The sequence below is a fragment of the Paenimyroides viscosum genome, from assembly GCF_003858535.1.
GTDB lineage: Bacteria > Bacteroidota > Bacteroidia > Flavobacteriales > Flavobacteriaceae > Flavobacterium > Flavobacterium viscosum.
This window is the reverse complement of the sequence record NZ_RQTJ01000008.1, coordinates 105,832-119,816: the sequence shown is the minus strand read 5'-3', so window position 1 is coordinate 119,816 and position 13,985 is coordinate 105,832. Positions and strand designations below refer to the sequence as shown.

The following is a 13,985-nucleotide window of genomic DNA, read 5'->3' as shown; positions in this document are numbered from 1 at the left end:
GCAGGCACCCACAGTAGATAACTCCCCAGACTCGATTTCTTTTACAACACTCAACTTAAAAGACATGCTGTAATCTCGCTAAGTGCGTTTCACATAATTTTTTCTTTCTTCCATAATAACGATTTCTTTTTTGTATCGCTATTTCAGGACGAGACAATTAAATATAACAAAAAACCTCAAACATTACATTTGAGGTTTTATATTTTTAATTCAGTTTAAAGTTATAAACTATACTTCCAATTTGTTCTGCTGTTGCGGATGCTTTTGGTTCCCATTTGGTACGCATTGCGGCATCTTTTGCAATATTTTTTAAACAGCTAGAACTGTTTGTAGATCCTTTTATTCCAGGTAATGCCCTAATTACGTTTCCGTTTCTGTCAACCGTTACACGAACAACAATTGTTCCTGCTTCGTTACAGTTATTTTGTGGCGTTGGTCGTGAAGTTGCTTTTCTACCAGATAACGAATAACCGTTTCCGCCACCTGTTCCAGATCCAGATCCTGCTCCCACTCCCGAACCGTTTCCAGTTCCGTGACCGCCGCCTGTTCCGCCACCAGAACCACCGTCGCCATAATAATTGCTAGAGTTCAACGATCCGTCTTTTTTACCTTTATTACCTGCAACGCCGTCATCACCATCGCCTCCAGATTTGTTTCCGTTAAGGCTTGATGCTGCATTTTTAACAAAATCGGAAACCTGACGTGTTTTAGGTTGTTCCTTCACAGGTTTTGTTACTGTTTTAGGTTTATCTTTTGTGGTTGTTGTTTTTTTAACCACCGTATAATCACGAACGTCTCTTGTGTTTTCTTGTGCCAAAATCTCTTCTTCAACTTCGGGTTCACGAGCAGCATCCGATTTTTTATTAGCTTCGGTAACATTTAATACTTCGCTTGTAAAATCGGGTCCCATCCCCAACTCACTGTCGCCAAAATTAATTTCAACACCGCCACCGCCACCGCCTGCTAATTCAGATATATCAACAGAATTTGCAAAACGTATAAGTATCAAAATCATCAACAAAACACCAACTACTGCTGTTGTTATTGCCATTGATTTTTTTTCTTCGTTTGTAAATTGCATATACTATGTTTTAATAAAGCTTAAATTTTAGGTAAATATACATTTTTTATTTAGTTGTATAAAAAAAGCAAGTATTTCTACTTGCTATAAAATATTATTTTTTTATACTAATTGCTGTAACGCTATTTCAAACGCTTTAGCTGATATATTTGTTTTTTCTTTGTGAGTATTGTGAATATTTTCAATAGCTTTTTTGATCACATCCGAAGTATCGTCAAAAATTTCTTTATCGATAATTGAAACTTCTTTTTCCATTAAATAAGCAAAAACACGAGCCATTCCACAGTTAGAAATAAAATCTGGAATTAATGATACGTTTTGATCAACGTATTCCATAATTGGTCCAAAGAATATTTCTTTATCTGCAAAAGGCACATTCGCTCCACAAGTAATCACTTCTAAACCAGCGTTTATCATTTGTTCTACTTGCGATTGTTGTACTAAACGAGAAGCTGCACACGGAGCAAATACTTCTGCACCGATAGACCAGATTTTTTCGTTAATTTCTGCAAAAGGAATCATGTTATCTGCAACTAACGTATTTCCGTTTTTGTTTAAGAATAAGGTTTTAACTTCTTCAAAAGAATATCCTTCTGAATTAATAATACCACCATCTCTATCAATAATACCAACGATTTTAGCACCCATTTGAGCGAAATAATAAGCAGCTGCTGCACCTACATTTCCAAAACCTTGAATAATTACTTTTTTACCTTTTACATCACCACCAAAAACAGAATAAAAATGATAAACTGAATAAGCCACTCCAAAACCTGTAATTAAATCGCCTACAGCAATTTTACTTTCAATACTTGGAGTATAATCTGGATGTGTAACTTCTTTTGAAACGCCCTCACGTAATTGATTGATACGGTTCATTTTTTGATCTTCGGTAGCATTGAAATGACCATTAAAGACGCCTTCTTGTGGATGAAGTAAACCATATTGCTTAGTCATTGGAATAACTTCGTTGATTTGATCTACATTTAAATCGCCACCTGTTCCGTAATAATTTTTCAATAAAGGATAAACAGCTTTAAACCATCTTTTTAAAACACCTTCTTTACGCGGATCAGCAGGATCAAAGTTAATTCCCGATTTTGCCCCACCAATAGCCGGACCAGCAACCGTAAATTTCACTTCCATAGTTTTAGCCAAAGACAAAACTTCGTTCATATCTAACCCTTTACGCATACGTGTACCACCACCGGCAGCACCACCACGCAATGAATTAATTACTGTCCACCCTTCTGCTTCTGTTTCAGAATCAGACCAATGAAAAACAACTTCAGGTTTTTTATCTTCGAATTTCTTTAATAAATCTTTCATTATATTGATAACTTTTTATTTTCACGACAAATATACTTCATTCCAAATCAATTTAGCAATTACTTCTTAATAATTCCTTATTAAATATAATGCCTGAACAATGATTTTTTGATGCTCCAGTTACACTGCTTAACACATTGTTTGTATTTGTTACACGAAGCACACCCAGAAACGCAAAAATTACGGCTTCTTTAAATTCTATTAATTCTTTAGATCCTAAAACAACGGTTGTATTTTGTGCGTAAAAGTTTAACCTATTAATAAGGTGTTCGTTAAATGCGCCACCACCCGTAACCAATAATTTGGAGTTTCCTTTTTTTAAAACCGATGCAATTTGATACGCAATATGTTCTGTTATGGTTGCTAAATGATCTTGTGCGCCTAATTGATATTTCTCGATTAATGGAAGATAAATAGCATTTACTTGTTCTATTCCTAATGATTTTGGACCTTGTTGATTATAGAACGATAAATTATTCAGTTCATTAAATAAATCTTGATCAACATTTCCTGAGGCAGCAAAATTTCCGTTCTCATCAAAATCTTTACCTATTTTTTTTGCAAAATGATTTAATAAGGTATTAACCGGACAAATATCAAACGCAATTCGTTCGTTATTTTCTTCAAAAGAAATATTAGAAAATCCGCCTAAATTCAAGCAATAATCATAATCAGCAAAAAGCAAACGGTCGCCAATGGGTACTAATGGAGCTCCTTGTCCGCCCAAAGCAACATCTTGCACACGAAAATCGCATACAAAAGGCAATGAAATTATATCGCTAATTAAAGGTAGATTTCCAATTTGTAAGGTAATTCCATTTTCGGGCTGATGTAACACCGTATGTCCGTGCGATGAAATAAAATCCAGATCGGTTAAATTATTATCGGTGATAAAATCATCTAGAAATTCGGCTAAAAAATAGGTGTATTCAATATTTAAAAGATGTAAATCGGTATCAGAAAGATGAATGGCAGTCTGCAATTTATTCTGCCAATTTTTAGAATAAGTAGTTGTTTTTCCGGAAATAAAATTAAAGTTCCAAACACCATTATTATTTGTAAATTCAACAATGGCACAATCAATTCCATCTAAAGAAGTACCCGACATAACGCCTAGTACTTTATATTTTTCTGTATTCATAAATTAAAAATAGCGATAATTTTTGAAAAATTGGCAATATTCAATTATATTTGGCGCATAAAATTAATATGTTTACAAAAACAATAAAATAGATGGATTTTAAATTAACTGAAGAGCAATTAATGATTCAACAAGCTGCTCGTGATTTCGCTCAAACTGAATTATTACCTGGAGTTATTGAACGTGACGAACACTCTAAATTTCCTGCTGATGCAGTGAAAAAAATGGGTGAGCTTGGATTTTTAGGAATGATGGTTGATCCAAAATACGGTGGCGCTGGTTTAGACAGCGTTTCTTATGTTTTGGCAATGGAAGAAATTGCTAAGGTTGATGCATCGGCAGCAGTTGTTATGTCTGTTAACAACTCTTTGGTTTGTGCGGGAATGGAAAAATACTGTTCAGAAGAACAAAAACAAAAATATTTAGTGCCATTGGCAACCGGTGAAGTTATTGGTGCTTTTTGTTTATCAGAGCCAGAAGCAGGATCTGATGCAACTTCGCAAAAAACTACCGCAATTGATATGGGTGACCATTATTTATTAAACGGTACTAAAAACTGGATTACCAACGGTAGCACAGCGTCTACTTATTTAGTAATTGCACAAACCGATGTTGAAAAAGGACACAAAGGTATCAATGCTTTTATTGTTGAAAAAGGATGGGCAGGATTTGAAATCGGCTTAAAAGAGAAAAAAATGGGAATTCGCGGAAGTGATACACATTCTTTAATGTTCACTGATGTTAAAGTTCCTAAAGAAAATAGAATTGGCGAAGACGGATTTGGATTTGCTTTTGCTATGAATGTACTAAACGGTGGTCGTATTGGTATTGCTTCTCAAGCATTAGGTATTGCACAAGGCGCTTACGAATTGGCATTAAAATATGCTAAAGAGCGTAAAGCATTTAAAACAGAAATTATAAACCACCAAGCAGTTGCTTTTAAATTGGCTGATATGGCTGTGAACATTACGGCAGCACGTATGTTGTGTATGAAAGCAGCAGCTGAAAAAGACAATGGTGAAGATATTTCTATTTCTGGAGCTATGGCTAAATTATTTGCATCGCAAACAGCTATGGATACTACGATTGAAGCAGTTCAAATTCACGGTGGTAATGGTTATGTTAGCGAATACCACGTAGAACGTATGATGCGCGATGCAAAAATCACTCAGATTTACGAAGGAACATCAGAAATCCAAAAAATTGTAATTTCAAGAGGAATTGCTAAATAATAGCAACTTTTAAATATCATTTCAAAAAAGACTATCTAAAACGGTAGTCTTTTTTTATTTTAGTAAAAAATTTGATCTATGACAACCGAGCAGAATTTAAAAGTAAAACTAACCTTAGGATATATATTTTTGATTGGCATTTTTACCTTATCGATTCTTTATATATTGCGTGAAGTTAAAAACTTAAATGTTTCTAAAGACGATCTTTTAACCGAAAACACCAAGTTAATTGCCTTGGGTAATATTGTTAGTGATTTGTATTCTACTGAAAATTCGGGCAGGCTGGCTTTACTTTCGTACGATAAGAATGCTGCAAAATTATACCACAATCAGTTAGATTCTTTAATTTCTAGAATTGATTCTTTAAAAATAAATACCATTGAAAATGTTACGCTACAAAACAAATTAGATACTATTATAAATATCATTAATTTAAAAAGCTTAACGTTTGATCAGGTTTTAGAAGTACAATCTAAATACATAAACTTTGATTTATACAGTGAAACACAATCACGTTTAAAAGAAATACAAAATACAACAACAACACAAAAAATTGCCATTGATACTGTTGTAGAAAAAACAACATTTTTAAGTAGAATAAAAGAATCATTAACAAATAAAGATGATGAAAAGAAAGAAAAATTAGCAAACCAAAATGCTAAAATAATTCAGCAACAAGAAGAAATTCAAAAAGAAAATCAGCAAAAAATAAACGAAGCAACCGAAAATATTTTTTCAGCAGCCAAGAAAAATGAGCTAAAACTTCTTAAAAGATATTACGACAAAGAAGCTTTATTAATTAAACGAAATCAAGAATTAAGCAACCAATTAAGAGATATTTTAACAGAGGTTGAAAAAATTGTTCTAGAAACATCGAACACCAAATACCAACTTAGCAAAAATATGGTAGATAATGTTAGCAATAACATTGCAAAAATTGGTATTGTAATAGCGGTTATAGCGCTTATTTTTGGTTTCATTATTCTACGCGATTTAAACAGATCTGCCTTAAACAAACAAAAATTAGAGCGATTAAACAAAGACATGCAAGAACTAATAAAGCAAAAAAGCTTTTTTATGGCAACTATTTCACACGATATGGTTTCGCCTATTAATTCACTGCTTGGGTTTTCTGCATTATTACAAAATACCTTAAAAACAATTAAGCAAAAAGATTATTTAAAAAACATCATTCAATCAACAGAATACATTAAAAAAATGGTTGACGATTTGTCGCTATTTTCAAATCTGGAATACAATAAAATTAAAATTAAAAGTGTTAAATTTAATTTTAACGACCTTTTGCACAACATCTTAAATAATTTAAAAAACACAGCCGACAAGAAAAACATTGATTTATTATTTAATATCGATAAAAATCTAAACGCCAATTTTACATCAGATTCATTCAGAATTCAACAAATTCTAACCAATGTATTATCAAACGCTATAAAATTCACACAGAAAGGCGAAGTTAAAATAGAAGCTGTTTTAGAAAATAATATTGCCAAAATTAAAATTATTGATACCGGAATTGGTATTAAGGTTACTAATAAAGACGATTTATTTGTAGAATTTGTACAAGCGCACAATAATAACGAAAGTTATGGCGGATCGGGCTTAGGCTTAAATATTACCAAACGTTTGGTGAGTTTGTTAAAGGGATCGATTTATTTTGAAAGCGAAGTTGGTGTTGGAACTACTTTTTTTATTGAGATTCCGTTAAAACCGTTTGAAGTAAATTCGGAAACACAAAACCGAACCGATTATGAATACGACAATGCTAAAAAATTACAGAATAAAAAGATTTTAGTAATTGATGATGATCCGCTACAGCTTAAATTAATCGACGAAATTTTTGGAAATAAAGTTAAAAAACTAACCACATTAGAAAACGGTAAATTGGTAAAAGAAATTCTGCAAAAAGAGCAATACCAGTTAATTATTACCGATATGCAAATGCCTTTCTACAGCGGTTTAAAAGTTATAGAAGATATTAGATCGTTAGAGAATTACAAAAACACACCGGTAATTGCCTTAACAGGAAAAATTGATTTTGACGAGCAAGAATATTCTAAATTAGGCTTTAATCATTACATGCGTAAACCTTTTAATATAAACACTTTATACAATACCGTTTACAAAATTCTACGTATAAAAGTAAAAGATGTAGAAATAACACCAATAGAAAACCAACAAACCATGAAATTAAAATATGATAGATTTGACTTGACCGATCTATTTAATTTATTAGAAAACGACAAAGAAGCAGTTAAACTAATATTAGAATCATTTTTTATAAGCACAAAAACCAATATAGAAGAAATAGAAAACGAATGTAACAATAATAACATAGAGGGAATTAAACAAATTGCTCATAAAATGATTCCAATGTTTCGTCAGTTAAATATTAATGAACTTGTAGATAAGCTAGTACTTTTAGAACAAAAAACAGAAAGTTTATCGCCACAACAAATACAAGATATTGTTATATTTATCAACCAAAAAACACTGCAAATAATTAAAGAAATAGAAAAAGCCATTGCCTAAAAAACGTGGTATTTGAATAACAAAGGTTATGGATAAAAATTGGAAGAAAAAATTTATCATTTTATGGATTGGGCAATTTATTTCATTAATAAGTAGTTCTGCAGTAAATTTTGCCATAATTATTTGGTTGAGTTTAAAAACCGGATCTGCCGAAGTTTTAGCATTTGCAGCCATTGCTGCACTTTTACCACAAGCATTAATTGGTCCGTTTGCAGGCGTTTATATTGACAGATGGGATAGAAAAAAAACCATGATTTTCGCCGATGGATTTGTAGCATTGTGCACCCTATTCATGTCTGTAAGTTTTTATTTAGGGTACGAAAGCATGCTGCTTATTTACGTAATGTTAGGTTTGCGTTCTGTGGGTTCTGCCTTTCACATGCCTGCCATGCAAGCCTCTGTACCTCTACTTGCCCCACAATCAGAATTATTACGAATAGCAGGTATCAATCAAATTATCCAATCGGTTTCAGGAATTGCAGGTCCGGCTTTAGGTGCTTTTGCAATTGGTATGTTATCAATAGGAAATGTTTTATTATTAGATATTTTCGGAGCCTTGTTTGCCATTATTTCACTATTATTTATTTACATTCCAAACCCCGAAAAAACAGAAAGAACCAAAACTACCTTTTTGCATATCTGGAACGATATGAAATCTGCCTTTTACGAAATTACTCATAAGAAAGGTTTATGGTATTTGTTTTTGTATTCCATAATTGGTTTGTTTTGTATTATGCCGGTAGCCGTACTTTTTCCGCTACTTACCATTAATCATTTTAAAGGTGATAAATTAGAAATAAGCATTATTGAAGTTATTTGGGGTGTAGGTATGCTTATTGGCGGCGGATTATTAGGGATTTGGAAACCCCGAATACAAAAAGTAATTATTATAAATTTAATGCACATTGTTATTGGCGTAACCTTTGCTTGGTCTGGTTGGTTATCGGCTGCACAATTTATTGTCTTTGTAATTTTAACTGCTGTTGGCGGAATTGCAGCTTCGTTATACAATGCCAGTTTTACTACTATTATTCAAGAAGAAGTTCAGCAAAATATGCTAGGCAGGGTATTTTCATTATACTACAGTTTTTCGGTATTACCATCGATAATAGGTTTGCTGTTTACTGGTTTTATTGCCGATGGTATTGGAATAAATTACACATTTATTATTCTTGGTTTACTAATAATTGTTGTAGGAATATGCTCTTTTTTCACGCCGGCATTAATGAAACTTTCAAAAAATAAATAATAGTCATTTTGTTGTAAAAAGGTTATATTTGTTTTTATTAATTACATTATTATGGAATACGTATATTTAGTTATGGCTGCTTTAGTTTTAGGTTTATTTGGCTACAAAAAGTTCACAACATCTAAAAAAACAAACGAATATCTTCCTAAAGACAAGAAGAAATAAAAACAGAAATCACCGTATTGGTGGTTTCTGTTTTTTAGTAGAATATTGAATGATTAAGTTATAAAAAAAGCCTTCACATTTTTGTGAAGCATATAAAAGAATTAGACGTTTAATTACTTCTGTTTTTTCAACTTCCACAAACTATAAATTTTGTATTAGGATAGGCATCACCAATACTTTTAAATGACGTTCCCAATTTTTGGAATATTGTGTTTTTATAAAAAAACAAAAAAAATAAGCACATAGACGCATAGAATTATAACTAATTCGTAAAGATGGGATAGAAAATGATACTATTTTTCATATAGTTTGCTATGCGAAAAGTAAAACGTCTATCATAATCTTTTAAAAACATAAGAAAAAACTATGTTTCTATGTGATAGAAATAATTACACCCAACGGGTTTATTTAGCATCTGAAGGTTGCAATTTCTGATAACCAATAACGATAGCTTACGCGCTAATTATTTACTATTCTAATAATGTAAAGATACAAAAAACCTCAGAACGAATTCTGAGGTCAGTATCTTATTTTATAGTGCTGCTCTATAGCAGAATGTATAGAGGGGCACTTTTGTTATACAAAGGTATAAAATTTTCGGTTAAATCCAAATTAATATGGGTATCAATAATCTGTTTTAACTTTTCATTTTGTTTTGCTTCATTAACTTTTGAATAAAACAAAAGTTCTAATTCATTGGTGCGATTCATTGATATTTTACTCAAAACAAACAATATTAATCTCAATGAAGCATTAAGATTAGTTGTATTTCTAGACTTAATACGAAATTGTTTATTTGGAATTCGGTTAATTCCTGTTGGTTGATTGTAATCAAAAAGTACATTACTATGCGAACATATATTTCTAATATTAAGTATAGTTGTCAAGTAATCAATTAACACTTGAGGTTCTCTTAATTGATAAGAGCTACCAATAGTTTTTTTTAAATTTTCATCTTTTAATTTGGAATATATTTTAAGCACTTGTCCAAAAGTTAAAAACTCCATTGTCTTCCATGCAGGAGCGTATTTGTCAGCAGGATACTTTAGATGATGTTTTTTTATAATTTCATTTTTAAACTTAAGTGTATCATAAGATTTGCTTATCTGAAAAACTACATTTTTGTCAACAATTCTTTTATTTGAATACCAGTTTGGGACATCTGGATAACAATTTGAAGCGTGATAAATTAATTGAGTTCTAAAATGAACCTCTATTCTATAGATATATTTTAATAACAGATTTTTTAAGTCAATATCTAAATAATACAAATCAATAACATCATCTAGATTTGTGTAATCAAAGAAATTATGCTCCTTATCTTTCTCAAAATAATACCAATAAAAGCCTAATCTGTAATAGCCGATATCCAAAAGATGCTCCTTTGCTTTCTCATAATCGGGAATAGTCATTCCTCTACTTTCTAATCTTTCAATCTGCTGTTCAATTGTTGTAGCTATCTGTCCCATTCTTTACTTTAAAACCAATGTTAAAGGTAAGAAATTTAATTGTTTGATATTTTTAAAGTTATTGACCAAAAATGTTGATAGTTTGATTAATTGAATTTTAACATATTTGAATTATTTTGTATTTTTATAAGCTTATAAAACATTTATAAAACCTTATGACCATTCAAAACTACTTAGAAAACATAAATCGTCTTTTTCAAACCGGAAATGCACGGGAACATTCCTACAGAGGTGACTTACAAACACTTTTAGCAAATATTTTACCAAGTGACATACTTGTTACTAACGAGCCTGCACGAGTACAATGCGGTGCGCCTGATTATGTTTTAACTAAAGGCAAAGCAAATATTCCTGTAGGTTATATCGAAGCAAAAGATATTGGTGTTAAGCTTGATTCAAAAACGTTAAAAGAGCAATTTGATAGGTACAGAAATGGTTTGTCAAATTTGATTATTACCGATTATATGCAGTTTGATTTTTATCGTGAGGGTGAAAAAACAACTACAATTACTATAGCCGAGGTATTAGACGGAAAAATAATTGGAAAGCCCGAAAACTTTGATTCTTTTTTGAATTTAATTAAAAGTTTTGCTGAAACTGTTTCTCAAACCATCAAAAGCCCACAACGTTTAGCTGAATTATTAGCAGGTAAAGCACGATTAATGGCTGATGTTATTGAAAAATCATTAAATGACGATGATGAAAATGAAAGATTATCTGAATTAAAAAATCAAATGGAAACATTCAAACGAATGTTAATTCATGATATTAATAATAAATCATTCGCAGATATTTATGCACAAACTATTGCTTACGGAATGTTTGCTGCACGTTATAATGATCCAACGTTAGAAACGTTTTCACGTATAGAGGCTGCGGAATTAATACCGAAATCAAATCCTTTTTTACGTAAGCTTTTTCACGATATAGCAGGTTTTGATTTAGATGATCGTCTAATTTGGATAGTAGATGAATTAGTTTCAATTTTCTTAGCAACTGATGTAGCTAAGATCATGAAAAACTTTGGAAAATCTACGAAAATGGAAGATCCAATTATTCATTTTTATGAAACCTTTTTATCTGAATACGACAGCAAATTACGTAAAGCACGTGGGGTTTGGTATACACCCCAACCAGTAGTAAATTTTATTGTTCGTGCTGTTGATGATATTCTTAAAGATGAATTTAATTTACCGCGTGGACTTGCTGATACTTCAAAAACAAAAATTAAAGTAAATACACAAAATCCTGATAAGCGTTCGGCTACAGGATATAAACAAGAAGAAAGAGAAGTACATCGTGTACAGATTTTAGACCCTGCAACAGGGACAGGTACATTCTTAGCTGAAACTGTGAAATATATTCATTCTAAATTTAAAGGGATGGAAGGTATGTGGTCAAAATATGTAAAAGACGATTTAATTCCTCGTCTTAATGGATTCGAGTTATTAATGGCTTCTTATGCTATGGCACATTTAAAAATGGATATGCTATTACAAGAAACTGGTTATAAAAGTACAGACGACCAACGTTTTCGTATTTTCTTAACCAACTCTTTAGAAGAAGCTCATAAAGATTCTGGTACATTATTTAGTTCTTGGCTTTCGGATGAAAGTGCTCAAGCTAATGCTCTAAAACGTGATACTCCAGTAATGGTGGTCATCGGTAATCCTCCTTATAGTGGTGAATCTGCCAACAAAGGAAAATGGATTATGGACTTAATGGAAGATTATAAAAAAGAACCTGGTGGGAAAGAAAAATTAAAAGAACGTAATCCTAAATGGATTAATGATGATTATGTGAAATTTATACGTTTTGCACAATATTTCATCAATAAAAATGGAAATGGTGTCATGGCTTTTATCAATCCTCATGGCTTTTTAGATAATCCCACATTTAGAGGTATGCGTTGGAATTTATTAAATGAATTTGATAAAATATATACCATCGATTTACATGGTAATTCTAAAAAGAAAGAAACTGCACCTGATGGTTCTGTTGATCAAAATGTTTTTGATATTATGCAAGGGGTTTCCATTAATCTTTTTGTTAAAACAGGAAACAAAAAAGCAAATGAATTAGGACAAGTATTTCATTATGATTTATATGGTAAACGTGAAGTAAAATATGATTTTTTAAATAAAAACTTTAATAAAAGCTAAAGTAGCTTATAGATAATAGATTAAGAAATTAAAAATCGCTATCAGTAACGATTTGGTAATGGTTCTAAATTCATTAGAGCTCTTTCAATTTCCTTGTAAATCAATACACAAAGATATAAAATTTAGAATAAATTCTATTAATCCGGATTTTCATTTTATCAAGGAAAAATGTCCCCTCCTCAATTACTCTATTTCTATTCCGAAAACCACCATCATTTATTCATGTAATTTCTAAAAACTAACGTTTGTATAGAATTACTATGAGCATAAGTCTTTTACTGACAGAATTATTCTTTAAAATATATTCCTCGATTGAGGAATTGTTGTTTTAAAAACATAATGTTGAAAAGTAATTACAAAGCATTTAAAATCAAATATAATTGTGGTTTATATTGATTTTGATTAAAATTCAAAATAGTAAAGTCATAAAAAACATATAAATATATCTCCAATCAAGGAAAATAAAATTAAGTTAAGTGTTTGAAATATTATTCACTTAAATGTTTTTATCATGGCTAAATTTATTTACAAAGATGTATTGTCACAGATACAAAAAGAAGAAAGAAAAGTTGCCTTATCTACGGATAACATTATTGAAGAGTGTTATAAAATGATAGGTTACCTACAAGAATTACTCCATCAACTAAAGATGGATGTATTAAAACATGGTTTCGCTAAAGAAAATGAAGAAATAGATTTCTTCAAAAGAATTAAACCTCAGATTTTGGGCAAAATTGTATATTACAATAAGGTATCAAGAATTGAAACTACCTGCCCCGTTAGTGATGGTCAACTTTATTTAAACTATTATTCAAACCAAATGAAAAAGTTGAATAAAGAATTCAAAGACCACATTCTTATATCAGATTTTTATCGGTATTACAAATCAGGTAGAGTTGATAAAGATAATATTTACTTCAGATTAGGAAATATAAATTTCTATGATGGTCTAAATAGCTTTGTTTTTGAGATTGACACTCATTTTTCTACTTACTATGATTATAAAACTGCAAGAATCATAGCAAACGAAAATCTATACTTTTATTTGAATTCAAAAATTTGCAACAATGCACAGGAAGGACCGTCAACTGTAAATCTTATTTTGGATAATAGTGATATTCACTGGACAGATTCTAAGAGTGCCCTTATTGAATTGATTTATGCATTGTATGCTTCAGCATCAGTTTCAAATGGACGTATTAGTTTAACAAAGTTAAGCGCAATAGCCCAGGAACTGTTCAATGTGCAACTTGGAGACATTCATCATGCTTTTCACAGAATGAAGGACCGTGCAGGAGATAGAGCTTCATTTCTGAATCATCTTAAAAATTCTCTTGAGCAATATATGGATAAAGAATCTTAATGAAGTGCATTTTACAGAGATAACGGGTGGTTTTGTTTAAATCCACCCGTTTTTTCTTGCCAAGTAGTTAGATATATACTACCAATATCCAAATTATTAAATGAGATAAATACAATCTCAACAACCTCTATATCAATCGATAATAAAAAAGTTAAAATTTGTTAAATATTCATTTTTAACATTATTTCTTGCTTGATCCTTGGCTTTTCCTTGCACGATTTTTCAAAAAGTACTCTTCAATTTT

At 31.0% G+C, this 13,985-nt stretch carries 9 protein-coding genes; 5 read left to right on the top strand and 4 right to left on the bottom strand.

The window, feature by feature from the left end:
- Window positions 1-205 precede the first annotated feature (205 nt).
- The 3 genes from EG242_RS05690 to EG242_RS05680 form a co-directional block, all read right to left on the bottom strand.
- On the bottom strand, window positions 206-1,081 hold the full coding sequence (locus EG242_RS05690; protein WP_124898932.1) for an energy transducer TonB: 876 nt from the start codon (window positions 1,079-1,081) through the stop codon (window positions 206-208).
- A 102-nt stretch (window positions 1,082-1,183) separates the two neighbouring features.
- The gene (locus tag EG242_RS05685; protein ID WP_124898931.1) at window positions 1,184-2,410 is read right to left on the bottom strand and encodes a Glu/Leu/Phe/Val dehydrogenase dimerization domain-containing protein; all 1,227 of its coding nucleotides are present in this window, start codon (window positions 2,408-2,410) and stop codon (window positions 1,184-1,186) included.
- 52 nt (window positions 2,411-2,462) lie between these two features.
- Window positions 2,463-3,551: an anhydro-N-acetylmuramic acid kinase gene (locus tag EG242_RS05680; RefSeq protein ID WP_124898930.1), complete on the bottom strand. Its 1,089-nt coding sequence runs from the start codon at window positions 3,549-3,551 to the stop codon at window positions 2,463-2,465.
- 92 nt (window positions 3,552-3,643) lie between these two features.
- Here EG242_RS05680 and EG242_RS05675 point away from each other — a divergent pair, with 92 nt between their 5' ends.
- From EG242_RS05675 to EG242_RS05665, 3 genes are all read left to right on the top strand, one after another.
- Window positions 3,644-4,783 carry an acyl-CoA dehydrogenase family protein gene (locus tag EG242_RS05675; protein ID WP_124898929.1) on the top strand — a complete coding sequence of 380 codons (1,140 nt, stop codon included), beginning with the start codon at window positions 3,644-3,646 and terminating at the stop codon, window positions 4,781-4,783.
- A gap of 78 nt (window positions 4,784-4,861) precedes the next feature.
- Window positions 4,862-7,333 (top strand): ATP-binding protein, encoded by a 2,472-nt coding sequence (locus EG242_RS05670; RefSeq protein ID WP_124898928.1) that lies wholly within the window; start codon window positions 4,862-4,864, stop codon window positions 7,331-7,333.
- 28 nt (window positions 7,334-7,361) lie between these two features.
- Window positions 7,362-8,582 (top strand): MFS transporter, encoded by a 1,221-nt coding sequence (locus EG242_RS05665; RefSeq protein WP_124898927.1) that lies wholly within the window; start codon window positions 7,362-7,364, stop codon window positions 8,580-8,582.
- 710 nt (window positions 8,583-9,292) lie between these two features.
- Here EG242_RS05665 and EG242_RS05660 read toward each other — a convergent pair.
- Entirely contained in the window at window positions 9,293-10,216 is a 924-nt protein-coding gene (locus EG242_RS05660; protein ID WP_124898926.1) for an Abi family protein, read from the bottom strand.
- 155 nt (window positions 10,217-10,371) lie between these two features.
- Here EG242_RS05660 and EG242_RS05655 point away from each other — a divergent pair, with 155 nt between their 5' ends.
- Together EG242_RS05655 and EG242_RS05650 are read left to right on the top strand one after the other, a co-directional pair.
- Window positions 10,372-12,378 carry an N-6 DNA methylase gene (locus EG242_RS05655; protein ID WP_235831876.1) on the top strand — a complete coding sequence of 669 codons (2,007 nt, stop codon included), beginning with the start codon at window positions 10,372-10,374 and terminating at the stop codon, window positions 12,376-12,378.
- 511 nt (window positions 12,379-12,889) lie between these two features.
- On the top strand, window positions 12,890-13,741 hold the full coding sequence (locus EG242_RS05650; protein ID WP_124898925.1) for an RteC domain-containing protein: 852 nt from the start codon (window positions 12,890-12,892) through the stop codon (window positions 13,739-13,741).
- The last annotated feature ends 244 nt before the right edge of the window (window positions 13,742-13,985 follow it).